20 protein-coding genes and 2 pseudogenes are annotated in these 24,119 nt (G+C 67.7%); 12 read left to right on the top strand and 10 right to left on the bottom strand.

Features of this window, described 5'->3' with window-relative positions:
- Window position 1: 1 nt before the first annotated feature.
- Both QMK30_RS22490 and QMK30_RS22485 read right to left on the bottom strand, forming a co-directional pair.
- Window positions 2–1,792: a nickel-dependent hydrogenase large subunit gene (locus tag QMK30_RS22490; RefSeq protein WP_283520097.1), complete on the bottom strand. Its 1,791-nt coding sequence runs from the start codon at window positions 1,790–1,792 to the stop codon at window positions 2–4.
- Between the two features lie 34 nt (window positions 1,793–1,826).
- Window positions 1,827–2,882, bottom strand: a complete 1,056-nt coding sequence (locus tag QMK30_RS22485) for an NADH-quinone oxidoreductase subunit B family protein (RefSeq protein ID WP_283520096.1) — start codon at window positions 2,880–2,882, stop codon at window positions 1,827–1,829.
- A 309-nt stretch (window positions 2,883–3,191) separates the two neighbouring features.
- On the opposite strand from QMK30_RS22485, the gene QMK30_RS22480 reads away from it, so the two are divergent.
- The 5 genes from QMK30_RS22480 (at window position 3,192) to QMK30_RS22460 (ending at window position 9,283) form a co-directional block, all read left to right on the top strand.
- Window positions 3,192–3,512, top strand: a complete 321-nt coding sequence (locus QMK30_RS22480) for a hydrogenase maturation nickel metallochaperone HypA (protein ID WP_283520095.1) — start codon at window positions 3,192–3,194, stop codon at window positions 3,510–3,512.
- Between the two features lie 3 nt (window positions 3,513–3,515).
- Window positions 3,516–4,331, top strand: a complete 816-nt coding sequence (hypB, locus tag QMK30_RS22475) for a hydrogenase nickel incorporation protein HypB (RefSeq protein ID WP_283520094.1) — start codon at window positions 3,516–3,518, stop codon at window positions 4,329–4,331.
- A 998-nt stretch (window positions 4,332–5,329) separates the two neighbouring features.
- Complete coding sequence (locus QMK30_RS22470) at window positions 5,330–6,832, top strand: molybdopterin-dependent oxidoreductase (RefSeq protein WP_283520093.1); 1,503 nt, start codon at window positions 5,330–5,332, stop codon at window positions 6,830–6,832.
- Entirely contained in the window at window positions 6,829–7,374 is a 546-nt protein-coding gene (locus QMK30_RS22465; protein ID WP_283520092.1) for a hypothetical protein, read from the top strand. The genes QMK30_RS22470 and QMK30_RS22465 overlap by 4 nt, the downstream gene beginning before the upstream one ends.
- Window positions 7,375–7,432: 58 nt before the next feature.
- On the top strand, window positions 7,433–9,283 hold the full coding sequence (locus QMK30_RS22460; protein WP_283520091.1) for a glycoside hydrolase family 15 protein: 1,851 nt from the start codon (window positions 7,433–7,435) through the stop codon (window positions 9,281–9,283).
- Between the two features lie 678 nt (window positions 9,284–9,961).
- On the opposite strand, the gene QMK30_RS22455 is transcribed toward QMK30_RS22460, so the two are convergent.
- The 5 genes and pseudogenes from QMK30_RS22455 to QMK30_RS22435 all read right to left on the bottom strand — a co-directional run bounded on the left by QMK30_RS22455 (window position 9,962) and on the right by QMK30_RS22435 (window position 14,698).
- Window positions 9,962–10,837: a slipin family protein gene (locus tag QMK30_RS22455; RefSeq protein WP_283520090.1), complete on the bottom strand. Its 876-nt coding sequence runs from the start codon at window positions 10,835–10,837 to the stop codon at window positions 9,962–9,964.
- A 267-nt stretch (window positions 10,838–11,104) separates the two neighbouring features.
- Window positions 11,105–11,308: an acyl-CoA carboxylase subunit epsilon gene (locus tag QMK30_RS22450; RefSeq protein WP_283520089.1), complete on the bottom strand. Its 204-nt coding sequence runs from the start codon at window positions 11,306–11,308 to the stop codon at window positions 11,105–11,107.
- Complete coding sequence (locus QMK30_RS22445; protein ID WP_283520088.1) at window positions 11,305–12,468, bottom strand: type III polyketide synthase; 1,164 nt, start codon at window positions 12,466–12,468, stop codon at window positions 11,305–11,307. The genes QMK30_RS22450 and QMK30_RS22445 overlap by 4 nt, the downstream gene beginning before the upstream one ends.
- A gap of 52 nt (window positions 12,469–12,520) precedes the next feature.
- Window positions 12,521–13,606: pseudogene (locus QMK30_RS22440) on the bottom strand (cytochrome P450); the annotation flags it as partial.
- A 141-nt stretch (window positions 13,607–13,747) separates the two neighbouring features.
- Window positions 13,748–14,698: a recombinase family protein gene (locus QMK30_RS22435; RefSeq protein ID WP_283520087.1), complete on the bottom strand. Its 951-nt coding sequence runs from the start codon at window positions 14,696–14,698 to the stop codon at window positions 13,748–13,750.
- A gap of 243 nt (window positions 14,699–14,941) precedes the next feature.
- Between QMK30_RS22435 and QMK30_RS22430 the strand changes: the two genes are divergently transcribed.
- On the top strand, window positions 14,942–16,219 hold the full coding sequence (locus QMK30_RS22430) for an APC family permease (RefSeq protein ID WP_283520086.1): 1,278 nt from the start codon (window positions 14,942–14,944) through the stop codon (window positions 16,217–16,219).
- Between the two features lie 106 nt (window positions 16,220–16,325).
- Window positions 16,326–16,832 carry a DoxX family protein gene (locus QMK30_RS22425; RefSeq protein WP_283520085.1) on the top strand — a complete coding sequence of 169 codons (507 nt, stop codon included), beginning with the start codon at window positions 16,326–16,328 and terminating at the stop codon, window positions 16,830–16,832.
- A 12-nt stretch (window positions 16,833–16,844) separates the two neighbouring features.
- Here the strand turns inward: QMK30_RS22425 and QMK30_RS22420 are convergent, their stop codons facing one another.
- Window positions 16,845–17,150: an Rv3488 family transcriptional regulator gene (locus tag QMK30_RS22420; RefSeq protein WP_283520084.1), complete on the bottom strand. Its 306-nt coding sequence runs from the start codon at window positions 17,148–17,150 to the stop codon at window positions 16,845–16,847.
- Window positions 17,151–17,320: 170 nt separating this feature from the next.
- Here QMK30_RS22420 and QMK30_RS22415 point away from each other — a divergent pair, with 170 nt between their 5' ends.
- The 3 genes from QMK30_RS22415 (at window position 17,321) to QMK30_RS22405 (ending at window position 21,514) form a co-directional block, all read left to right on the top strand.
- Complete coding sequence (locus tag QMK30_RS22415) at window positions 17,321–18,127, top strand: phosphatase PAP2 family protein (RefSeq protein WP_283520083.1); 807 nt, start codon at window positions 17,321–17,323, stop codon at window positions 18,125–18,127.
- 15 nt (window positions 18,128–18,142) lie between these two features.
- Window positions 18,143–18,355, top strand: coding sequence for a three-helix bundle dimerization domain-containing protein (locus QMK30_RS22410; protein WP_283520082.1), 213 nt, complete (start codon window positions 18,143–18,145; stop codon window positions 18,353–18,355).
- 144 nt (window positions 18,356–18,499) lie between these two features.
- The gene (locus QMK30_RS22405) at window positions 18,500–21,514 is read left to right on the top strand and encodes a Tn3 family transposase (RefSeq protein ID WP_283520081.1); all 3,015 of its coding nucleotides are present in this window, start codon (window positions 18,500–18,502) and stop codon (window positions 21,512–21,514) included.
- On the opposite strand, the gene QMK30_RS22400 is transcribed toward QMK30_RS22405, so the two are convergent.
- Complete coding sequence (locus tag QMK30_RS22400; protein WP_283520080.1) at window positions 21,511–21,786, bottom strand: hypothetical protein; 276 nt, start codon at window positions 21,784–21,786, stop codon at window positions 21,511–21,513. The genes QMK30_RS22405 and QMK30_RS22400 overlap by 4 nt on opposite strands.
- 82 nt (window positions 21,787–21,868) lie before the next feature.
- Window positions 21,869–21,997 (bottom strand): annotated as a pseudogene (locus QMK30_RS22395) (cytochrome P450); the annotation flags it as partial.
- A gap of 482 nt (window positions 21,998–22,479) precedes the next feature.
- On the opposite strand from QMK30_RS22395, the gene QMK30_RS22390 reads away from it, so the two are divergent.
- Both QMK30_RS22390 and QMK30_RS22385 read left to right on the top strand, forming a co-directional pair.
- Window positions 22,480–22,671, top strand: a complete 192-nt coding sequence (locus tag QMK30_RS22390; RefSeq protein WP_283520078.1) for a DUF6381 family protein — start codon at window positions 22,480–22,482, stop codon at window positions 22,669–22,671.
- Between the two features lie 532 nt (window positions 22,672–23,203).
- Window positions 23,204–23,713, top strand: coding sequence for a CHRD domain-containing protein (locus tag QMK30_RS22385; RefSeq protein WP_283520077.1), 510 nt, complete (start codon window positions 23,204–23,206; stop codon window positions 23,711–23,713).
- Window positions 23,714–24,119 lie beyond the last annotated feature (406 nt).

Below are 24,119 nucleotides of genomic sequence, written 5' to 3'. Positions count from 1 at the left end.
GTCACGCACCCGCGGACTGGGTCGGTGAGTGCAGCAGTTCCAGCTTCTTGCCCTCGCCGAGATACATGTGCACTCCGCACGGCAGACACGGGTCGAAGCTGCGGACCGTGCGCATGATGTCAATGCCCTTGAAGTGCTCCCGGTCGTTCTCCTCGAAGATCGGCTGCCCCTGCACCGCGTCCTCGTAGGGACCCGGCGTGCCGTAGGTGTCGCGGGGGCTCGCGTTCCACGGGGTCGGCGGGTACGGGTGATAGTTGGCGATCTTGCCGTCCCGGATCACCATGTGATGCGACAGGACGCCGCGCACCGCCTCGGTGAAGCCACAACCGATGCCCTCCTCCGGGACCTCGAACTTCTCCCAGGTCTTCGTCCGCCCCGCCCGGATCTCCACGAGTGCCTTCTCCGCGAAGTGCAGTGCACAGGCGGCGGCGTACGCCTGGAAGTAGGTACGCGCCCGGTTGCGCTCGATCGTGTTGCTCCACTGCGGAATGCGCCATTCCAGCTCGACCGGGCCCTTGAGGGCGGTCTTGGGGAGGTTGATCTTCACGCTGTCGCCGGTGGCCTTGATATAACCGATGTCGACCAGGCCCGCCAGCGCCGTGACCCACAGCCGCGCCAGCGGTCCACCCCCGGTGTCCAGCGCGAGGTAGTCCTTGCCGTCGAACCACCGCGGCGACATGACCCAGCTGTACTTGTTGTCGAGGTCCCGCTTCTGCGGCTGCGGATTGGTGTGCTGGTTCCAGGGGTGACGTCGGTCCACCGGATTGCCCAGCGGATCGTGGGTCACGAACATCTCCTGGTCCTCCCAGTCGCCGTAGTACGACGAACCGAGCAGGATGCGGATGCCCAGGTTGATCTTCACCAGGTCCGTGGTGACCAGCTTCCCGTCGACGACGACGCCCGGGGTCACGTACATCTTCCGGCCCCAGTTGGTCATGTCCTTGTACTCGAAGTTGCAGTGCTCGGGGTCCTGGAAGGAGCCCCAGCAGCCCAGCAGGATCCGCCGGTTGCCGACCTGCTCGTAGCCGGGCAGCGCCTCGTAGAAGAAGTCGAAGAGGTCGTCGTGCATCGGCACGACCTTCTTCATGAACTCGACGTACCGCTGAAGACGCGTGATGTAGTCCGTCATCAACTGAATGGTCGCCACGGTTCCCACGCCACCGGGGTAGAGAGTGGAGGGGTGTACGTGCCGGCCCTCCATCAGGCAGAACATCTCGCGGGTCATCCGGCTCACCTGGAGTGCCTCGCGGTAGAACTCGCCGGTGAACGGATTCAGGGAGCGCATGATGTCGCCGATGGTCTTGTACCCGTGGGCGTCCGCGTGCGGTGATTGGGTCCGGTTGGCCTGTTCGAGCACTCCGGGATTCGTCTCGGCGACCATCTTCTCGCAGTAGTCGACCCCGACCAAGTTCTCCTGGAAGATGTTGTGGTCAAACATGTACTCCGCGGCCTCGCCGAGGTTGACGATCCATTCACCGAGATGCGGCGGCTTCACTCCGTAGGCCATGTTCTGCGCGTAGCAGGAGCACGTGGCGTGGTTGTCACCGCAGATGCCGCAGATCCGGCTGGTGATGAAGTGCGCGTCGCGCGGGTCCTTACCCTTCATGAAGACCGAGTAGCCGCGGAAGATGGAGCTCGTGCTGTGGCATTCGGCGACGACACGCTGTTTGAAGTCGATCTTCGTGTAGATGCCCAGGCTTCCGACGATGCGGGTGATGGGATCCCACGCCATCTCCACCAGTTCGTCCTTGCCCTGGCTTCCGCCGCCACCCTTGTTGCGCGTCACCGTCATTGCGCCGCCTCAGCTCTCTCTTCAGTGCGATGAGTCACCAGGTGCGGGTGGCACCGGTCGTGAGGGTCTTCCCCGGCTTACGCCATTTCGGCTCACGGTCCAGGGTGTGCGAGGTGATTGTCCGGAGCCGGCGCATCGTCGATCCGTACAGTCCGACCGCATTCGTGGAGAGCTTGCCGCCGGGGGGCTCGTCCATGAAGGGCATGAACTTGTCCGGGAACCCGGGCATAGTGCAGCCGATGCAGATTCCGCCGACATTGGGGCAGCCGCCGATGCCGTTCATCCAGCCACGCTTGGGCACATTGCACTTGACGGTGGGACCCCAGCAGCCCAGTTTCACGATGCACTTGGGCGAGCCGTACTCCGTGGCGAAGTCGCCCTGCTCGTAATACCCGGCCCGGTCGCAGCCCTCATGCACCGTCTGGCCGAACAGCCAGGTTGGGCGGAGCGCGTCGTCGAGCGGAATCATGGGCGCCTGGTCGGTGGCCATGTAGAGCAGATAGGTGAGCGTCTCCGACAGGTTATCCGGCTGAATGGGACAGCCGGGCACGCACACGATGGGAATTCCGGCTTTGGATTTCCAGTCCCAGCCCAGGTAGTCGGGCACTCCCATCGCACCGGTCGGGTTGCCCGCCATGGCGTGGATGCCGCCGTACGTGGCGCATGTGCCGACCGCGACGATCGCGGTGGCCTTCGGCGCGAGCCGGTCGAGCCACTCACTGGTGGTCATCGGCTGGCCCGTGGCCGGGTCGTTGCCGAAGCCGGACCAGTAGCCCTCGTCGTGCAGCTTTTCGTTGGGGATCGAGCCCTCGACGACCAGGACGAACGGCTCCAGTTCGCCTCGGTCCGCCTTGAAGAACCACTCCAGGAAGTCGTCCGCGCCGCCGTTGGGACCGCATTCGAAATCGATCAGTGGCCAGTGGACCGCGACCTGCGGAAGGCCCGGCAATGCGCCGAGCGCGATTTCCTCGATGCTGGGCTGAGTGGCGGCGGTGAGCGCCACCGAATCGCCGTCGCAGCTGAGACCGGCATTGATCCACAACACGTGAATCAGCGTTTCCTCTGCTTTGACTGCTGCGTCTGTCGGCATAGCACTGCCGCCTTCCGGGGCCCACGGCCGATCTGGCGTGTCACGGCGATCGACGGAAACCCTTCAGTGTGGTGTCGCTCACATTGCTACCATCTAGACTCTTTCCAGGCGCCCTGTCAACACGAGAATTTGCAAGTCGACCATGGTATTCCTTCCAGATCGACGGAGATCGGGGATCACCATCGAATCAAGCGGTTTGGGCTTACGAGCTGCTCGGCAGGGTGAATCGCCGCGAGGCAGGCAGTTCTGGCCACGATGTGAATATGCGGCCGGGATATGACCACAAGAACGAGGCGGATAATGCACGAATTGGCGATCACGCAGGACGTGGTCGACACGGTGTGCGAACGCGCTGCTGGCCGACAGGTGCACGTGGTCAGGGTGCGGGTGGGCATGCTCACCGCGGTGGTGGCCGACTCGATGCGATTCTGTTTCGACCTGATCACCGAGGGAACAGTGGCCGAAGGCGCGCGACTGGACATCGATCAGCCTCCCGGAGCCCTGCATTGCCGCACCTGCCACTCCGATGCCACCTTGACGGATCTTGTCTTACTCTGCCCTTGCGGCAGCGCCGACGTGGAGATCACATCAGGACGGGAACTTGAGATCATTTCGATGAGAGTGGGCTGACGCATGTGTGGCACCTGCGGTTGTGGTGAAGAGGGCAACGGCGGAACAAGAATCGCCCTGCCGGAAACGGGTGACGCGACAACCCAGGGTCGCCCGCGTGGCCGTGTTGAGGAGCATCCACCGGGCCACTCGCACGACCGCACGGGGGGCGAGCACGTTCACCCGAAACCGGCCAGCGAAACGATCACGCTTGAGCAGCGAGTACTGGCCAAGAACGACGATCTCGCGGCGCGCAATCGCGAGTGGCTGGCCTGTCGGGGAATCGTCGCCGTGAATCTGATGAGCTCTCCCGGCGCGGGCAAGACCACCCTGCTCGAACGCACCATCGGCGATCTCGCGGGCCGGCGCCCGGTCTCCGTAGTCGAGGGCGATCAGGAAACGATGCTCGACGCCGACCGGATCAGGCGGGCCGGATGCCCGGTGATCCAGGTGAACACCGGGGCAGGGTGCCATCTCGACGCGGAGATGATGCACGGTGCGCTCACGACCCTTTCACCCGAGTCCGGCTCGCTGATCCTGGTCGAGAACGTGGGAAACCTGGTCTGCCCGGCCCTGTTCGACCTGGGAGAGCGCAGCAAGGTCGTGATCATCTCGGTCACCGAGGGCACGGACAAACCGCTGAAGTACCCCTACATGTTCGCTGCTGCCGACCTAGTGATCATCAACAAGATCGACTTGCTGCCCTACGTCGACTTCGACGTCGAAAAGTGCGAAGCGTACGCGCGCTCGGTCAACCCGCAGGTGCGGTTGCTGGCAGTGTCCGCGACCACGGGTGAAGGGATGAACCGCTGGTACGAGTGGGTGGCGGAGCAAGACTGAACGCCCCGGGGAGCAGTACCCGGACAACTGTCGGCAGCGCCCGAGGGCGTCAGTTCGCCCTGGCCCGCTGCATGGCAACTGCGCAACGCCCCCAGCGTATGAGCGACGCTGCGTACCGGCACGGCCACCGCCGTACCGGAGGTCAGGAGCGCGCAGCACCATGGGCAGTCATCACTTTCGCGGCCCAGGCAGTACGCGCCCGCCCCGGCGAAGACCACAGGCATCCGGGGCATCCACGGTGAGACCAAAGCGAGTTCCGCCCGCGGGCAATGGTCACCGAGCGACTCGTGATGGTTCTGCCACCCGGGCATGCAGACAACCCGCGACACGCATATTCCACCACGCAGAAGCGGTATCCGGCGCATTGGACCGCGGCCGGACCTGACAGCGTCGGTGTACCGGTCGGCGTGCCAGGGATTGGGCTAGTTGCCCTGCGGCTCGGTCGCACTCATGGCGCGCGCCTCGGCCACGGGGCCTTACCGATTGCTCGTTTGGGTGAGAGCTGCGAGTGCCCTCCGGGGGCGCCGGCTGACTGCTCGGCCGGGCCGTCAGCCGACCCGTGCGGTCGTGCAACTGCTTCTGGGGACCGCAAGGAGGATTCTTTGGTTCGGTGACAGCACGAGGATGCGGTCCTGAGGAGTGAGGGGCTGGATCCCACACGGCCCGATCACCCTAGTGCGTGAGCGAGACCACCCGCTCGGATGGCGAGTTGGTCCGGGCACTCGCTCAGGCACGCTGGACTTACGCATATGCCGGGCAACGCACGGGCGTGCAGGCTGCGCCCCGCCATGCTGGGCGTACTAGCCATACCACTGGTTGCGCGAGGTGGGTTCGAGAGGCGAGTTGGCCTTGGCATACGGACTCACCGGAGGAAGACAACAGTTGCAGGCGACGCGGAGAGTTCACTCGAATGAATACCCACGGATAGGAGACATTTCAATCTATAATTCGGCGCGTTGAGCGGTGTCTGCCGTTCTGTGAACCACACAAGGAACCCAATGGGCGACACGCGCGGCAAGGACGATCAACCTCTCCCCGCAGATGAGCCGGCCGCGGGCGCAGGCGAGTCAGGTGAGCACGGCGCGGACAGGGCATCCAGCAGCCGGAGACCTGGCCCCGCCGGGGGTGAGCCGGTCCAGGACGAGGAAGGCGGCGACCGTCTTGCGGCAACTCCGGCGGGGGGTTCGAACCCGAAGGCGTCGAAAGGGCGGCTTGCTGCTCTGCTGCGGGAGGGGCCGCCGGCCGGTCCGTCCCGGCCGGGGTTCTGGCGCAGCCCGTTGCGGGGGCCGTGGCTGACGTCGGTGCTCGGCGCGGTGCTGCTCGTCGGCATTACGGTGCTGTTCGTGACCGGGTTGCTTTCCTACGCCGCGTACAACCCGGATCTGCCGGGTAATGACACGACTCCGCAGAGGGGGTGGCTGGGGTTCTATCTCTTCGCCTGGCCTACGGATCCGCACTGGCTCTACCGCCTTAACCAGGGCGTTCATGTCACGCTTGGCATTGTGCTGATCCCGGTGCTGCTGGCGAAGCTCTGGTCGGTGATTCCCCGGCTGTTCGCGTGGCCGCCGGTGCGGTCGGTCAGCCAGGCTTTCGAACGGCTGTCGCTTTTGTTGCTGGTCGGCGGTGTGCTGTTCGTGTTCGCGACCGGTGTGCTCAATGTCCAGTTGGACTACATCTTCCCCGGCTCCTTCTACGTCCTGCACTTCTACGGGTCGTGGGTGTTCATCGCTGCCTTCGTCGTTCATGTCGCCTTCCGCATCCCTGTGGTGATCCGGACCCTGCGCGGCGGCGGCCTCCGTGACGAGCTGCGCACGCCGCTCAGCCGCACCAAGGCGGAACCGGCGGACGAGACCGGCCTGGTGACCCCGAACCCGGCTGCGGCGACGATGTCGCGGCGGGGCGCGCTGGGCATGGTGGGTGCAGGTTCCCTGGTCCTGCTCGTGATGACGGCCGGTCAGAGCATCGGCGGCTCCCTCAGATCCACCGCCCTGCTGGCCCCGCACGGTCGGGACCCGGGGCCGGGTCCCAATGGTTTCCAGATCAACAAGACCGCTGCCGCAGTGGGAATCCGTGCCCGCGACATGGGACCCGACTGGCGGCTGGTCGTACGGGGCGGGGGCCGCGAGCGGACACTCACCCGTGAGCAGGTCCTGGAGCTGCCGCAGCACAGTGCGGCCTTGCCCATCGCCTGCGTGGAAGGGTGGTCCACCGACGACCAGGAGTGGAGCGGGGTGCGGCTGTCGGACCTGGCCGCGCTCGTCGGCTTCACCGGCCGTGCTCCGGGTGTGTTCGTCGAGTCCGCCCAGCGTCGCGGGGCCTTCCGCTCTGCCATGCTGCGCGACAATCAGGTGCGCGACTCACGCTCACTGCTGGCGCTGCGGGTCAACGGGGCGGAGCTGTCGCCGGATCACGGATATCCCGCGCGGGTCATCGTCCCGGCCAACCCAGGTGTCCACAACACGAAATGGGTCACCCGTCTGACCTTCGGGGAGAGCGCATGAGCGGCTTCCGAACGCGCTACGGGGCCTCACCCCTGCACCTGCTGCTGGTGCTGTGCTCCTTCGCCCTGACCGGGTACGCGGGAATCCGGCTGCTGGACGGAGACACCTTGATGGTCGTGGTGTGGTTCGTGGGAGCGGCGCTCCTGCACGACCTGGTCCTGCTGCCCCTGTACACGGTCACCGACCGCACCGCCCAGGCCCTGCTGGGCGGCCGCCGCGGCGAATCCGCCGCCCACGCCCGGGGCAAAGCCCGTCCGCCGGTGCGGGGGTGGATCAACTATGTCCGGGTGCCGGTCTTCGTCTCCGGTGTGCTGCTCCTGACGTACTTTCCGCTGATCCTGGGGCAGGTGCACCACTTCACCTCGTACACCGGTCTCTCCGATGACGTGTTTCTTGGCCGCTGGCTGCTTGTCACCGCCGTCCTGTTCGGTCTCTCGGCTCTCGTACTGCTGGCGCGCACGGGGTTCTCCCGTCAAGCGCAGCAGCCCCTGAAGTCGAAGACGAAGCCGGGATCAGAGCCGGGCAGGGAGCCCGCTCCGTGACCGCGCTCCTCGGACCTGCGCCGAGGCCGCCCGCTGTGCCCGCCGGCCGGGTGCGGCTGTGAGTACGCGCCCCATCGGTGACTACGCACTGCTGTCGGACTGCCGTTCGGCCGCCCTCGTCGCAACCAACGGTTCGGTGGACTGGCTGTGCCTGCCGCGTTTCGACAGCCCCTCGGTCTTCGGCCGACTGCTCGACGAGGACGCCGGCCACTGGTCGATCCACCCCCGCGGTCCCAGCGAGGTCAGCCGACGCTACGTGGAAGACACGCTGGTACTCGAGACCACTTTCCGCACACCGACCGGAACAGTGGTACTCCTCGACGCCCTCGCGATGGGAAACAGGGAACGCGGACATGCGCTGGGCGCGTCCTCGCCCGGCGTCCTGCTGCGGCAGGTCACCTGCACCGCCGGCTCGGTGACGTTGGATACGAGCTACGCGCCGCGCCCGGAATTCGGTCTCGTTCACCCCGTAATGTCTGGTGTGCGTGGCGGCCTCACCGCTTACGGCGGCGCTCACCGGCTGGTGCTGTCGGCCTCTCGCCCACTTGAGGTCAGCGGGTCGACCGCGCGCGGTGAGATCACACTGCGGGCGGGGGAGCGGATTGGCTTCGCCCTGCAGTCCAGGTCAGCCTGGGGGGATACGGAGCCGGTCCCTTGGCATGCCGGTCAGATCCGCCGCCGTATGAACGACACCATCAAGGGCTGGCGCTCGTGGACGCGCTCCCATCGCGGCTACCGCGGCCCCTGGCAGGAACAGGTCGCCCACAGCGGACGCGTACTCCAGGCCCTGACCTTCACGCCGACCGGGGCCATCATCGCGGCGCCCACCACCTCACTGCCGGAAAGCATCGGCGCCGACCGCAACTGGGACTACCGCTACACCTGGGTACGCGACGCAAGCTTCACCCTCCAGGCCCTGGCCACCGCCGCCTGTGAGAAGGAGAAGGCGGCCTACTTCGGCTTCCTCGCCCGGGCCGCGGCAACCCAGCTGGAACGAGGTGTGGGCTTGCAGGTCATATACGGGATCGGCGGGGAGAGGGATCTGAGCGAACGCACCCTGCTCCATCTGAGCGGCTGGCGCGGCAGCGTACCGGTGCGTGCGGGCAACGACGCCTGGCGCCAGCGCCAGCTGGACGTCTACGGTGAACTGCTCGATGCGGCCCACCAGACGCTCCCCCGCCATGAGTGGTTCGATCAGCCTATCCGTGGCTTCCTCCTCCAGGCGGCCCAGACGGCTGCCCGCCGCTGGAGCGAAACCGACCAGGGCATCTGGGAAGTACGTGGGCCGGGGCGGCACTTTCTCTACTCGAAACTGATGTGCTGGGTCGCGCTCGACCGCGCCATCGCCCTCGCCCCTGCCCTCGGGGCGACCGCTGAGCAGATTGCCTCCTGGCAGGACACCCGGGAGCAGATCCGCACGGCCATCGAAAGCAGGGGGTGGAACCAGGACCTGGGGGCGTTCACCCAGTCATTCGACAGCAGCGAACTCGACGCCTCGGCGCTCATGCTCCCTCTGGTCGGATTCCTGCCCGGCGACGACCCCCGTGTCCGCTCCACCGTGACGGCGATCGCGACCCAGCTCACCGACGGCCGCGGACAAGTACGCCGCTACCTCAGCGATGACTTCACCGCCGAGGAGGGCTCGTTCCTGCTGTGCACCTTCTGGCTCGCCCACGCCTTGGCGCTGACCGGCGACGTGACGCGCGCCCGCGAGGTCTTCGAGACCGCCCTCGCCAGCGCCAACGACGTCGGGCTCCTCGCTGAGGAGGTCTCTTCGACCACGGGAGAGGCGCTGGGGAACTACCCTCAGGCATTCAGCCACATCGGCCTGATCAATGCCGCGGATGCCATCCACCGAGCTGAGCAGGAAGCGAAACAGCACAGCCCCAACAGTGGCCGACAGTCGTAACCGGGCACCTGCTCACGCACGTGGCGAGAGGCAGCCACACCGGTATTCTCTCCGGGCCCTACGCCCTCCTGAAGTCGCCCGCCAGGGACCTCACCTGCGAGGAAGCCGCACGGGCCTTTCCAGCCCATCTCCGGCGCCATCTGTCGTTGACACGGAATCAGCCCTTCCGGGAGACACTGCATCGCCTTGCGCGCCGGGAGGCCGCGGGCGAGGTGGAGATCGGCGCACTCAAGTACGGGCGGAGGCGTGGCAACGGTCAGCTTTGGTTTTCAGCCTGGCCGCCTTCTTGGACTGCCCTACGCTCGTTGCCTCGCTTGCAAGGACTTCGAGGTGGTGAGCTTGCCTCGTGAGCGCATCACGGACGGCATCTTTGCTCAAGCCGCGCTCGGTACACATCGACGTCTACCCTTCTGGTCTCACTCCAGCGTGGGTCTGGGGTGCCGGAGTGTGCGTGGGTATCACGATTGGGGCCCTCACCTCAGCATCACGGGTTCGCACCAGTACCTGGCCTCCGGAGCTTCACCCTGTATACGCGGGCGGTCGTGAGGGAACAGCGTCCTTCGCCGAGTCGGCGTTCCCGCTCCGCGCGGGCGCCCGACCGAATGCGGCTTACTCCACCCGTGCTGGCAACCTACCCCCGGTTCGGACGATGGGGACGGCCGCTCGCCATGAATGCGGTCACCCGAAACTTGAGCCAGCCTCCTTCTCGGGCTCCGCGGGGACGTGCTCCTCCAGCAATGGCTTGTCCTGCCCTGGCTCCGCCGGTGTCGGTCCGGCGGGGTGGGTGGGTTGCTGCGGGGTGGCCCTTTCCAGGAACCGCAGCAGTTCGACTGGGAAGGGCAGGACGAGGGTGGAGTTTTTCTCAGCCGCGACTGCCACCACGGTCTGCAGCAGTCGCAGTTGGAGGGCTGCGGGCTGTTCGGACATCACTTCGGCCGCCTGCGCGAGCTTCTTGGAAGCCTGCAGTTCGGCGTCCGCGTTGATGACCCGGGCCCGGCGTTCGCGGTCAGCCTCGGCCTGCCGGGCCATCGACCGCTTCATCGTCTCCGGAAGCGAGACGTCCTTGATCTCCACCCGGTCGATGGTCACACCCCACTCAACGGCCGGACTGTCCATCATCAGCTCCAGCCCCTCGTTGAGCTTCTCCCGGTTGGAAAGGAGATCATCAAGGTCACTCTTGCCGACAATCGAACGCAGCGAGGTCTGCGCCATCTGGGACACCGCGAAGCGGTAGTCCTCAACCCGGATCATCGCCTCGGCCGCATCAACGACCTTGAAATAGATCACCGCGTCGACCCGCACCGTGACGTTGTCACGGGTGATGCCGTCCTGCGCGGGAACAGGCATCGTCACGATCTGCATATTGACCTTGTGCAGTCGGTCAACAATGGGGATCACCATGGCAAACCCGGGGCCCCGAACATTGCCACGCAGCCGGCCAAAACGCAGGACCACCCCTCGCTCATACTGCTTGATAACCCGGGCTGCCGACGCCACGTACAGCACAGCGGCGCCGCCAGCCAGGGCTGCGGCTGTCAGCAGCTCCTCGATCATCACGGCTCCCTACGCCGACGCCAAACATCCCGCATGGGTTATACCCGAATTAGGATGTTTGACCCTTGCCCCACGGAACGAGGTACCCGATGCATCCAACGTCCCGAGTACAAGACCAGCGAGACGGGCACCAGCGTGCGGGCCCGGACTGCTGGTGTACGCGGGCGGCGCACTTGCCGTCGCTCCCCTCGCGGCGTGTCCGCGAGGCCGCCTCGTCACCGTCATTGGCAGCCTTCGGCTTGGACAAGCCGCACCCTTGCGTCGTCGTCAGCAGGCCCAGCAGCCTGCCCAGCACACAGACTGTCTCGGGTGCGCCTTCCGGGCGCGCAGGGCCCCTGAGACGGGGAGGTGTCCGGCGCAGGAGGCTGCGCGGCTTCGCAGCCGGGCGAGGATGAGTGTCTTGATCGCGGCGAGTTCTTCGGGCTCGGCGTGGCCCTTTTCGATGCGCAGTCCGATGTCGTCCGGGTTCACCCCGCAGGCGCGGCAGCCGGCTGAGCCGCCGTTCCACCGTCCAGGTCACTGTCCGCCTTCGTCCGGGACTCGCGGCGCAGGACCGTTCTGCCCCGCTCACCGCCGTAAGGCGCCGACCCCGTCCACCGGCCCAGTGTGACCTCCGCGGTGATGCCGGGCCCGAACCCAGCGATGAGCCCGGTGCCCAGGGCGGCGGTGCTGCCTTCCTCGAAGAGGCGGTCCAGCGCGTCGAAGACGACCGCGCTGGCGATGTTGCCCCGCTCGGTGAGTGTCGCTCTGCTGAATCTGAAGGTCTCGGCGGGCAGGTGCAGGATGCTGGAGAGGTCGTCCAGAATGCGCGGGCCTCCCGCATGCACGATGTAAAAGTCCAGTTCGGACACATTCCAGCGCTGCTGCTCGGTGAGTGTGTGCAGAGCCGGGGCCAGCATGCCCATGGTGGTGGGTACCCGTTTGTCCAGCAGGAAGTGGAAGCCTGTGGCGCGGACGCTGTAGGAGATCCAGTCCTCGGTGTCCGGGACCAGGTAGGAGCCGTTGCGCTCCAGTCGCACGCCGCGGCCGCCCTCGCCGCGTACGACGGCGGCGGCGATGGCGTCGCCGAACAGCCCGTTGGACAGCAGTGAGCCCACGCCCAGGTCTATCGGCTGGTAGCACAGTGAGCAGAATTCGCAGGCCACGATCAGCACGTTGGCCTGTGGGTAGGCGCGGCAGAAGTCGTGTGCCCGGTTGATCGCGGCGCTGCCGCCGGCGCAGCCGAGCTGGGCGATGGGCAGTTGGCGGGTGTCCGAGCGGAAACCCAGGTTGTTGATCATCCAGGCTGTCATGGACGGCATCATGAAGCCGGTGCACGAGACGTAGATGATCATGTCGATGTCGTCGGCTTCGACCTCGGCATGGCTCAGGGCCCGGCCTACCACCTCAGGGACGCGGGCCTTGGCCTCCGCCGTGTACAGGAGGTTGCGCCGCTCGAATCCCGGGTGCTTGAGGGTGTCGGCCAGCGGCTGGACGAGGTGGCGCGTCCGTACCCCCGTGTTCTCGATCAGCCGCAGCACCAGCCCGAGTTGCTCATGGTCGGTGTGTAAGGTGCGCGCGAGATCGAGTGTTTCCTCAAGAGTGATGATGTGTTCGGGGACCGCGATTGCCGGTCGGCACAGTGTGGTCACCGGTGGTTGCCTCCGCTGCTTCTGCCGGATAGTTGTGTGAATGCCATGCCTGTCACCACGCGAGGGGCAGTGTCTGCGGGTAGCGCCAGATCGAGCCGGTGTTCCAGTCGATCTCGTCCTCGGGCACGGCCAGCCGCAGCCGCGGGAAGCGCTCAAGGAGCGTGCCGATGGCGACCTGGAGCTCCATCCGGGCCAGGTGTGAGCCAAGGCAGTGGTGCGTGCCGTAGCCGAAGCCCATGTGGTGGGGGGTGCCGCGGTCCAAGTCCAGCTCGTCGGGACGCTCATACCTCTCGGGGTCGCGGTTCGCCGCCAGGTACGACACATGCACCGCCTCACCGGCCCGTACCATCACGCCGTCGATCGCCACGTCCTCGGTGGCCACCCGCGCGATACCGACGCCCTGCCGGAAGGGGATGAAGCGCAGCAGCTCTTCGAGAGCGCGCGGCAGCATCTCCGGCTCGGTCCGCAGTTTCGCCAGTTGCTCGGGATGGGTCAGCAGCGTGTATGTGATGTTGCTGATCTGGTATGTCGTGGTGTCATGGCCCGTGACGAGCAGCACCAGGCCAAGGACGGCCAGTTCTCGCTCGTCGAGCAGTTCCTCGCCGTCCCGCGCCGTGGCCAGGCTGCTCAGCAGGTCATCGCCCGGATCGCGCCGGCGCCGGGCCGTGAGGTCGGTGAAGTAGGCGCGCAGCTCGCTCTTGGCCTCGTCCGCCGCTTCCCGGTCGGTGACACCGACGGCCATCATCGCCATCGCCCAGGCGCGCAGCCGGGGCCGGTCCACCTCCGGGATGTCCAGCAGCTCGCAGATGGTGGCGAGCGGCAGGCGGGCCGAGAGGTGCTGGACCAGGTCGGCGGGCGCACCGTGCTCGACCATCTCGTCGAGCATTCCGTCCACGACCCGCTGTGTGCCGGCGCGAAGACGTTCCACCTGACGGTTGGTGAAGCCCTTGGCCACCAGCCTCCGCAGCCTGTTGTGTTCCGGCGGATCCATCAAGTTGATCGCCTCTGCCTGGGCGATCGGCGTCGGTGTCATACGAGGCAGATCTCGTCCGATGCCTGCCGCGCGGCTGAAACGGCGGTCGGTGGTGACGAACCGTACGTCGTCGTACCTGGTCACCAGCCAGGCTTCCCCTGTTCCGGGGTCCGAGTAGGAACGGACCAGGAAACCGGTGTTGCTGTCAGAAGTTTTGACAGGCCGTGGTCCGGGGCCGCGCCGCCGTCCGCAGGTCGAGGCCCCGTTCTCGTGAAGCTGACGCCACTCGTCGTGATGTAGCTGAGGTCACCTTGTGTGGGCGGCGAAGTCGGCATGGGCCTGTTCGACCGCCTCGGGGTACGCCTTGGTCTTCTCGTGCTCGGCGAGCGCCCGGTAGATGCTCGACAGGCTCGGGTTGTGACCTTTGCGGCGGCCTGCGGGGATGAACAGGTCGGGCTGGATCGTCTCGACGGTCTCGCCGTTCGCCCGGCGACGGAGGACGGTGTGCAGCATGTCGTCGGTGATGACCGGGGGCCGTCCGCCGTGCTTGCCCTTGCGGGCGGCGGCGTCCAGCCCTTCCAGGGTCGCCTCGCGGATGTTCTCCCGCTCGGTCTCGGCCATCGCGGCGAAGAAGCCGAACAGCAGGCGTCCCGGGCCGGTGGGGTCATAGATCCCGGCCAGCGGTCCGGCGAGCATCTCCAGCAGCAGGCCGTGCGCGGTGAGGTGGTCGGCCAGTGCGGTCAGCTCGGCGGCATCGCGCCCCAGCCTCTTCATCTCGTTCACCGTGAAGATCACCCGGCAGTGCGGGGCGTGGGCCTTGATCTCCCTGGCCGCGGTGAGTGCGGCTTCGAACTGCGGGCGGACGCGGATACGGGTGCTGATCTTCTCGGCGAAGATCTTGTCGCGCGGGATGCCGTGTTCGGCGAGCGCGTCGAGCTGGGACTGGAGTTCCTGGGTGAGGCTGGAGCACCGGGCGTACCCGATGCGGATGTCCGCGACCGGGGAGTCCGAGGGGATCGCCGCCGGGACCGGGGTGCCGGGCCGCCACGGCTGGCCGGGACCGCGGTCGGCGGGGGTCGGAACGCGCAGGAGTTTCGCGATGCGGGGGACTTTGGTGAAGCGGCCGGTGTGGTAGGTGCCGGCGACCGCGCCGGAGCGCGAGCGGCACAGGGATCCGGGCTGGGCCAGGCAACGGGGGCAGGGATGACGCTCGACGTCGTCGGCATCGGATGCGGAGGTCGGCTGAGGGTCCGTCATAAGGCCAGATGCTGTCACAAACATTTCCCAGAACAGCCTCCGTTCCCCTTTTGACTGAGAACGAGTTGTGACAGTGGATCAGCGATCCGGGGCGCTTTCGCGGACCTTTTTTGATCTTGCTCCGGGAAAGGCTCGTTTGTGAGAAGCGTGGACCGCAAGAGCCGGTTGGTCGCAGCCCATATATCGTATGCCGATATCGGGTTTCGTTACACGTGTGCGGCACTGCCGCCGAGGGAGTGGGCCATGAGCAAGCAGCCATCAGTCGCAGCGGTTCCACAGGAGTTGCGGCGACGGCTGGGGGTGGTCGATGCGGTGGTGATCGGCCTGGGCGCGATGATCGGCGCGGGCATTTTCGCCGCGCTCGCTCCGGCGGCGGATGCGGCCGGGTCCGGGCTGCTGCTCGGCCTGGCCCTCGCGGCGGTGGTCGCTTACTGCAATGCGACGTCCTCGGCCCGGCTTGCCGCGCGGTATCCGGCCTCGGGCGGCACCTACGTCTACGGCCGTGAGCGGCTGGGCGACTTCTGGGGTTACCTCGCCGGCTGGAGTTTCGTGGTCGGCAAGACCGCGTCCTGCGCGGCCATGGCCCTCACGGTCGGCTCATATGTGTGGCCCGGTCAGGCCCACGCGGTCGCGGTCGCGGCGGTGGTGGCGCTGACTGCGGTGAACTACGCCGGGGTGCAGAAGTCGGCCTGGCTCACACGTGCGATCGTCGCGGTCGTCCTGGCGGTGCTGGCCGCCGTGGTCGTCGCCGTGCTCACCTCCGGCGAGGCGGACACCGTCCGGCTGGACATCGGCTCGGATGCCACCTTTGGTGGCGTGCTCCAGGCGGCGGGGCTGCTGTTCTTCGCGTTCGCCGGATACGCGCGCATCGCCACCCTGGGGGAGGAGGTCCGCGACCCGTCCCGCACCATCCCCCGGGCGATCCCCCTCGCGCTCGGCATCACCCTGGCGGTCTACGCCGTCGTCGCCGTCGCCGTCCTGATGGTGCTGGGCCCGAAGGAACTGGCGGGTGCGACCGCGCCGCTGTCGGACGCCGCGCGCGCCGCGGGTGTCGACTGGCTGGCCCCGGTCGTACGCGTCGGTGCCGCCGTGGCCGCGCTCGGCTCGCTCCTGGCGCTGATCCTCGGTATTTCCCGCACGACCCTCGCCATGGCCCGCGACCGGCACCTGCCGCACGCCCTGGCAGCCGTCCATCCGAAGTTCAAGGTGCCCCACCGCGCCGAACTCGCGGTCGGCGCCGTGGTGGCGGTGCTCGCGGCCACCACGGACGTGCGCGGGGCGATCGGCTTCTCCTCCTTCGGCGTGCTGGCGTACTACGCCGTCGCGAATGCCTCCGCGTGGACGCTCACACCGCAAGAGGGCCGTCCCGTACGGATCGTCCCCGTCGTCGGGCTGGCCGGGTGCCTGGTTCTGGCCTTCGCTCTTCCGGTCTCCTCGGTGATCTCCGGGGCCGCTGTGCTGGCCGCCGGCGCCGCTGCCTACGGCATCCGCCGCTCGGTGATCTCCCGCCAAGCGTCGTAGGAGCCTTCGACGCGCGCCCGGAAGCGGCGCGAAACCGCTGGCGCCCTTCTGCCTCGCGGGACGATATCGGTCACCGATACACCGAGAAGGCAGAAGGGCATCTCATATGACGTGGCTCAGCAACTGGCAGACCCGGCTGACCTCGACCAACGCGCCCGCCGCAGTGGTCCTCATCCGCGCCTACGTCGGCGCGGTCTTCCTCTTCGAGGGCATCCAGAAGTTTCTCTACCCCGACGACCTCGGCACCGGCCGGTTCGACAAGGCCGGCATCCCTGCCCCGTGGTTCTTCGGCCCTTTGGACGGGGCCTTCGAGGTCGTCTGCGGCGCGCTGATCCTGGCCGGGCTCCTCACCCGGCTCGCCGCCGTCCCGATGGTGGTCAACATGCTCGGCGCCCTGCTCATCACCAAGCTGCCCATCCTGTGGGGCGACGCCCCGCTGTTCGACGGCGAGTCAGGCTGGTGGGACTTCATCCACGAGTCCCGCACCGACCTCGCCCAGCTGTGCGGCAGCCTCTTCCTGCTCATCGTCGGCGCGGGCGCCTACTCGATCGACGCCCGCCTGCACCGCAGCGCCGCCGTCCCCCGCGCAGCGGCGGAGCCGGTCCGGGAGTGACGGCGCACCGCCCTACGGCGCGTCGTCGCCGAGGACTTCGCGGGCCAGCTCCTTGAGCGCCCTGCGGTCCTCGGCCAGGGCCTGCTTCCCGGCCTCGGTGGCCCGGTACACCCGGCGCGTGCGGCCGTCGACCACCCGCTGCTCGGAGACCAGCAGCCCGTCGGCCTCCAGCCGGTGCAGCGTCGGGTACAGCGTGCCGGGGCTGATCTGATACCCGTGAGAGGCCAGTTCCTCGGTCATCCACGCGCCGTGGATCTCCTCCTCGGCCGCGTGATGAAGGATGTGCAGCCGCACCGCGCCCCGCTGGAACTCCCGCACCCTCAAAGCCGCCTTCCCCGCCTGCCCGGCAGTGACGAAACCGATATCGGGTACCGAGTCTACGTCGCTTCACCGTCCTTCATCCCGGGCCCGATCGCACGCCACCCCGCTCGGCGCTGCCTGTCCGGGGCACATGAACAGGACCCCCACCGATCGAGGAGGAACCCGCGATGACCCAGCCCAACGGGCCCAGCCGACAGCCAGAACAGACCAGGCGGGCACTGGCCGGCTGGATCGCCGAGCCGGCCGGTAAGGCCGCTCTGCTCTTCACCGCGGCTGCGGCGCTGGCCATCGCTCTGGTCGTCACCGGGGCGCAGCCGGTCCTGCGCATGGACCGGGCGGTGGCGGCGCATCTGCACACGGTGGCACTGGAACATCCCGGCTTCACCCACGCGGGCCGGATCGTCACCGACTGGGTCGTCGACCCATGGACCATGCGCCTGCTGCTCGCCGCTGCGGTGGTATCGCTGTGGCACAGGCGGCAACGGCTCATCGCCGTATGGGCAGCCTGCACCTGCGCCGCAGAATGGGCTGTCCGAGGGGTGCTGCGCTGGACCATCGGCCGCGAACGCCCCCAGTGGGAACGCCCCGTCGACTCCGCCGAGTTCGCCGCCATGCCCTCCGGCCACGCCATGACCGCGGCCGCCACCTGCGTGCTGCTGCTGTGGCTGGCCCGGTGGGCGGCCCTGCCCGCAGCCCTGCTGCACATCGGTGTGGCAGCGGCCGTTCTGACCGTCGCCGCGGCCTGCTTCACCCGCGTCTTCCTCGGCGTGCACTGGCTCACCGACACCCTCGCCGGGGCCCTGCTCGGCACCGGCCTGGCCATGGCCTCCGTCGCCGCCTGGCACACCGCCCACCCGAGCCGCAACGCCTCCAGCGCCGGGGTGGGAGCCGCATCCGCCACCCGCCCCGGCCGGCCCCTGCCTCAGCGGCCGCGCTCCGGATATCGTGAGTCGACATCGGATGCCGATATCTGAGAGCGAGCCCCCGTCATGGACAGCGAGCACTCCCTGGAACGCGTCATCGACACCCTCACCGCCCGCTTCCCCCACCACGACCCGCAGACCGTCGCCGAGACGGTCTATGCCACCCACGCACGGCTGCGTGAGAACGCCACCGTCGCCACCCACCTCGCGGCCCTCACCCAGCGCCAGGCCGGCGACACGCTCACACATCTGCGGCCACGCCGTACCCAGCAGGCTTGATCAGCAGAGCAGCTGCACTCCTACGGCCTGGACTCTCTATCAGACGGAGTCATGATCCGGACCGGAATGGATGATCACCGAACAAACAGTCGGACGGGCTGAGAACGTCGCGCGCGAGTCAAGGTGACGATCAAGGAGCGCGCGGTGCCCACCAACTTTCTGAGCGAGGACCAACGACGGCGCTTCGGCCGGTTCGCGGAAGACCCGGACGAGGGGCAGCTCGCCGGTTCCTTCCTGCTCGACCAGACCGCCCGGCGCCGGGCGATGGCCGCCAAGGGCGCCAGGAACCGGATCGGCTGGGCCATCCAGCTCGGCACTGTCCGGTACCTGGGGACGTTCCTGGACAACCCCGAACAGGTACCCGCCGTGGTGGTCGACTACGTCGCCGAACAGCTGGGCCTGGACCCCGCCGAGTTCGCCGGCTACGGCACGAGAGAGCACCGCTGGGACCACCAGGAGCAGATACGCGAGGGGTACGGGTACACGAAGTTCGAGTTCGACCAGTGGTTCGCGCTGGCCCGCTGGATGTACCAGCGGGCGTGGATCGGCTCCGAGCGCCCGACCCTGCTGTTCGACCTGGCCACCAAGCGGCTGGTCGACAAGAAGGTGGTGCTGCCCGGGGTGACCGTGCTGGAACGCCTCGTCTCCGGCTCGCGCGAGCGCGCCGAGAAACGCCTGTGGGCCACGCTCGCCGCCGCCCCCACCGAGAAGCAGGCCGCCGGGTTGCAGGGCCTGGTCGTCGTCCCCGTAGGCAAGCGACTGTCCGAGCTGGACCGGCTGCGGCGCTCCCCGAGGGATATCACCGCCCGCGGGGTGGGCAAGGCGCTGGAGCGCTACGAGTCGCTGAACGCCTTCGGTGGGACCGCCTGGGACCTGTCCGCGATACCCCCGGGACGGCTTCAGACGCTGGTCCGCTTCGCGCGGGCCGCCCGCGCACAGGCCGTCTCCGACCTCGCCGGGGACCGGCGCCTGGCCACCCTGGTGGCGTTCGCCGCGGTGATGCCGCAGATCGCCGCGGACGAGGCGATCGAGGTGTTCGACCTGGTGATGGGCGACCTGATCCGCTCCTCCAGCACCAAGATGACCAAGCAGCGGCTGCGGACCCTCAAAGACCTGGACGCCGCGGCGATCCTGCTGCGCCAGATGTGGATCGCGGTGTCCGGGACGGCCGCCGACCCCGAAGGCGACATCCGCGCGACGCTCGACGCCATGGACGTCGGCCCGTTCCACGCGGCGACCGAGACGGTCAAGCTCCTCGCGCAGGAGCCCGACGACGGCGCCGAGCAGATGCTCGCCGCCCGCTACAACACCATCGCCCGCTTCCTCCCCGACCTGCTCAAGACGTTCCAATTCGAGTCGAGTCCGGCCGGCGAGCCGGTGCTGGACGCGCTGGCGTTCGTGAAGTCCCTCAAGGGACGGCGCCGCCCCATCCAGGCGTGGGAGGTCCCGGCGAAGTTCCTCACCTCCGCCTGGCGACGCCTGGTCTTCCCGCCCCCGCCGATGCCCGTGGCCAGCGTCGAGAAGCGCGCCCTGATCGTCGCCTCCACCGAAGCCCTGCGCACCGCCCTGCACCGGCACGAGGTGTACGTGCCTGGCCTGCGCAAATGGGGCGACCCGAACGCCCGGCTGCTGGGCGACACCGCGTGGGAGGCGGCCCGCTCCCGGGTCTGCGAGGAACTCGACCTCGACCCAAAACCGGACAAGATCCTTAGCGGCTGGACCGACCGGCTCGACTCGGCTCACCGCGAGTTCGCCAAGGGCCTGGCCGCCAACCCCGCCGTACGGATCGAACAGCAGAACGGCCGGGACCGCATCATCCTCACCGGCCTGGACCGCCTGGACGAACCCATCTCCCTGCGCGAGCTCCACAAGGAGGTCGAAGCGCGTCTGCCCGCCGTCGACCTGCCCGAGATGGTGCTGGAGGTGAACTCCTGGGTGCCCTACCTCGGCGACTTCACCCACGTCTCGGAAGCCAACTCCCGGATGGATGACCTGGAACTGTCCGTGGCCGCCGTCCTCACCGCCGAGGCCACCAACGTCGGGGTCGAGCCCATCGTCCACGACGGCATTGACGCGCTCAGCCGCGACCGGCTGTTCTGGGTCGAACAGAACTACCTGCGCGCGGCGACCTTGTCCCGGGCCAACGCGCGCCTCGTCGAGTACCACACGCGCCTGCCGCTGGTGCAGGCGTGGGGCGGCGGCGAGCTCGCCTCCGCCGACGGCCTGCGGTTCATCACCCCGATCCGCACCCTGAACTCCGGACCGAACCCGAAATACTTCGGCACCCGCCGACGCGGGGTCACGTTCTACAACTTCCTCTCCGACCAGTTCAGCGGCCTGCACGGCATCCTGATCCCCGGCACCCAGCGCGATTCCTTCTACATCCTCGACGGCCTCCTGGAGCAGGAGACCGCCCTGCGGCCCGTCGAGATCACCTCGGACACGCACGGTTCATCCGAAATCGTCTTCGGCCTCTTCCGGCTTTTGGGCTACCAGTTCTCCCCGCGGCTGGCCGACTCCGGCAGCGCGACGCTGTACCGGGCGGACGCGGACGCCGACTACGGGCCGCTCAACCCACTGACCCGCGACAAGGTCAACCTCAAGCAGATCACCGCCCACTGGGACGACGTCCTGCGCGTGGCCGGCTCCCTGCACTCGGGCACCATCAAAGCCTCCGAGGTCCTGCGCGTCCTGGCCCCCGGAGGCAAGCCCACCCCCACGGGCAAGGCCATCATGGAGATCGGCCGCATGGACCGCAGCGCCTACCTGTCGTCGTACTTCACCGACGAGCTGCTGCGGCGGCGCATCAACACCCAGCTCAACCGGCAGGAGTCCCGCCACAACCTCGCCCGGAAGATCTTCCACGGGCAGAAAGGCGAGCTCAGGCAGTCCTACCGAGAAGGTCAGGAAGATCAGCTTGGGACACTGGGACTGATGCTCAACGTCGTCATCCTGTGGAACACGGTCTACATGCAGCAGATCATCGCCGAGATGCGCGCCGAGGGCATCCACGTACGCGACGAGGACATCGCCCGCCTGTCCCCGCTGAAGTTCGCCCACATCAACTTCCACGGCCGCTACAGCTTCGCCCTGCCCGCCGAAGTCCAGGGCGGACAGCTCCGCTCCACCCGCAAGCCCGAGGGCGCCACCACCGTCTAGGAAGGCCCGGCCGGCTCGTCCGACGCCTGGGCGAGCCGGTAACGGACCTTCTCGTGCGACAGGCCCGCCTGAGCACCGATCTGCCGCAGCCCCCAGCCCTCCGCCTTCGCCGCGGCCATCCCACTGTCCAGCGCCGCGTCCGTCACCTCGCCCAACGCCTCCCGCAGCTGAACGACCAGCCGCAGCCGGATCGCGGGCGCCAGATCATCCAGACCGGCGCAGAACCGCGCCACGTCCGCCTTCAGGAAACCGATCGTCGGATCATCGCTCACCCGCACACCCTGGCGGCCCGGATCACAGCCTGTCAAAACTTCTGACAGCAACACCGGTTTCCTGGTCCGTTCCTACTCGGACCCCTGTTCCGTACGGCATACGGATCCGGGCGATGGGGGCCTCGGTCAGCAGCTGTTTGAGCAGCGGGTCGAACTCCAAACCGTTCACATAGTCAAACGGACAACTGTAAACCTCGGCGGAGGCAGTCACAGGTACTCCTAGCTCTCGGGGCGAGGAGATGTAGACCCGCTGAACACCCCGGAGCGCCCCGACATGCCGCCCTGCCACCCACGCGGCCCACAAAACCGACCCGATCAGCCGCGTCCCGGCAGGTCCCGGGACCTGCAGTAAGCCGCCTGTCATAGCTACAGCCACCAGCATTGCGGTCTCGGTGAACGTGACCGGTCGGCCTACCGGGCTGTTCCAGTCAGTGTGAACTCGTTTCCCATATCCACAGAAGCACCGTGTGGAAATGAAGGCCGGGTCAGCCCAGCACACGTACGGGAGCTTGGAGCAGCGCCCAGGACCGGAACGCCCTGACACAGTCGGCGACTTGATCGACAAGTCCGTTCAGCACACCACCGGTCAGGGCCGGAGCTGCGGGGATAGCAGTGGGTAACCGTTCGAGATGCGCGGGCGCCGACGCGCTGATTCGCTGATGAGGTCCTCTCCGCACACATCCAGGAGTGATCATGAGCGTTGCAGGTGAATCCGGCGGTCGGGCCCAGCAGATGCGTACCAAGGCGCAGGAACTGACGGACGCCGCCGAGCGTGCCACCGACCCGGAGGAGCGCCAGAGGCTGACGGACAAGGCCCGCCGCCTGCACGAGCAGAGCAAGCAGCAGGAGATGGGCATGGGCGGCCGGGACATCGACCCCATGTAACGGCCCGCCCTGCAACACCGGCCGGTGGTCTCCCGCTCCTTGTCGAGGCGGGGGAGACCAGCGGCCGGCTTCTTTGCGGTCCGGCCGAGTACGGCCGGCGTGGCGTGCGGCCGGGCTGTTCCAGAAGAGGGCAGGCCGGCGTCCAAGCATTTTGTTGCACTCCGGGCGCCCCCGAAACTGGTGCCGTCCTTGCCGGCCTCGGACTGCGGGGGTGCTGCTTCTTGGTGATGCGGCGCAGGCCGCGGGCGACAGGGGCGCTGGCCTGTGTGTCGCCGGGAACGCTCTTGTCCGGCGGCGCCGGCACGCTCCATCGAGAGGGGCAGCCACCGTCAAGTCCGGCATGTTAGCAGCGCCTTCTGTCACAGCAGCCGGACGCGGACCAAGCAGCTCCGCCGTCGACGGGCGCCCATCCAGCCGCATAAATGTTGAGCGAAGGCTACGCATGGGCTTGGGTCGAAACGACGGAGATCACCTCCCGAAGCCGGCCACCCGATCTCCCCGCTCCGACCACCCGAAAAGAATCGAGACGTCCATGCGTGTCCTGACCACAATGATGGCCTCAGCTGTTGGCTGCGCCGCGGCCCTCACCGCCCTGACCGCTCCTGCCACCGCAGCGAGTGGCCCGCCCAGCGCCGACGGGGCCGACAAGGTCGCCCAGGGCAAAGCCGACTTGACCGGCCGCGAAGAGGTGCCCGGCCCCGGCGACCGTAACGGCGCAGGCGAATTCTGGTTCCAGGTCAAGCACGGCAGCCTCTGCTACTCCCTGAGGGTACGCAAAATCGAGCAGCCCACCGCAGCGCACATCCACGCCGGCAAACGCGGAACAGCCGGGCCGGTCGCCATCACGCTCAAAACCCCGAAGCACGGAAAATCAAACGGCTGCATCAAGGCACAGCACACCCAGACAACCAAGAACGCTGCCACGGTACTGACCCACCGTGAACTGCGGGAAATCGCCTGCACACCGCACAAGTTCTACGCGAACGTACACAACCGTCCCTTCCCTGACGGAGCCGTCCGAGGGCAGCTCAACCACCACTAGCTGACCAATCGGCCTGGCTGGGCAACGAGGATTCGGCGAGCGGCAGGCCAGCCTCGATGGTTGACTTCAGGCCGGGGAGCGGGCCGGACGCGCTGAACGCCTACGCCCTCACGGCTTCCGAGGACGCGGTCACAGTCGGCGCCCAGAAACCCGGCCCCGAGAACCACAACGGATCACGGCAGCTCCGGCAGTTCTCCACGTACGGCCCGCCCAAAAGACGCCGACGCATACAACGGCCGGGCTCGGCAGCGCACTTCTGCTCAGCGGCACACCGTTCCGCTAGTGCGTTGGCCACGAACGTTGGCGGGGTTTGGTCAGGCGGCTTTGAGTCGTGGGCGGCCCCAGCGTTGCTGGCGTTCACTGCGGACTTTGGCGCGTTCTCGGCGTTGGGCGGACAGGACGTCGG

Origin of the sequence: Streptomyces sp. H27-C3 (genome assembly GCF_030063415.1) — a bacterium.
Taxonomy (GTDB): domain Bacteria; phylum Actinomycetota; class Actinomycetes; order Streptomycetales; family Streptomycetaceae; genus Streptomyces.
This window is presented reverse-complemented; position numbering and strand designations above follow the sequence as displayed.

Coding starts and splice junctions, on each gene's coding strand:
- QMK30_RS22435 (WP_283520087.1), bottom strand. CDS start 14,698: ATGACGGACCCTCAGCCGACCTCCGCATCCGATGCCGACGACGTCGAG.
- QMK30_RS22485 (WP_283520096.1), bottom strand. CDS start 2,882: ATGCCGACAGACGCAGCAGTCAAAGCAGAGGAAACGCTGATTCACGTG.
- QMK30_RS22425 (WP_283520085.1), top strand. CDS start 16,326: ATGACGTGGCTCAGCAACTGGCAGACCCGGCTGACCTCGACCAACGCG.
- QMK30_RS22470 (WP_283520093.1), top strand. CDS start 5,330: ATGGGCGACACGCGCGGCAAGGACGATCAACCTCTCCCCGCAGATGAG.
- QMK30_RS22430 (WP_283520086.1), top strand. CDS start 14,942: ATGAGCAAGCAGCCATCAGTCGCAGCGGTTCCACAGGAGTTGCGGCGA.
- QMK30_RS22465 (WP_283520092.1), top strand. CDS start 6,829: ATGAGCGGCTTCCGAACGCGCTACGGGGCCTCACCCCTGCACCTGCTG.
- QMK30_RS22490 (WP_283520097.1), bottom strand. CDS start 1,792: ATGACGGTGACGCGCAACAAGGGTGGCGGCGGAAGCCAGGGCAAGGAC.
- QMK30_RS22455 (WP_283520090.1), bottom strand. CDS start 10,837: ATGATCGAGGAGCTGCTGACAGCCGCAGCCCTGGCTGGCGGCGCCGCT.
- QMK30_RS22410 (WP_283520082.1), top strand. CDS start 18,143: ATGGACAGCGAGCACTCCCTGGAACGCGTCATCGACACCCTCACCGCC.
- QMK30_RS22390 (WP_283520078.1), top strand. CDS start 22,480: ATGAGCGTTGCAGGTGAATCCGGCGGTCGGGCCCAGCAGATGCGTACC.
- QMK30_RS22415 (WP_283520083.1), top strand. CDS start 17,321: ATGACCCAGCCCAACGGGCCCAGCCGACAGCCAGAACAGACCAGGCGG.
- QMK30_RS22385 (WP_283520077.1), top strand. CDS start 23,204: ATGCGTGTCCTGACCACAATGATGGCCTCAGCTGTTGGCTGCGCCGCG.
- hypB (WP_283520094.1), top strand. CDS start 3,516: ATGTGTGGCACCTGCGGTTGTGGTGAAGAGGGCAACGGCGGAACAAGA.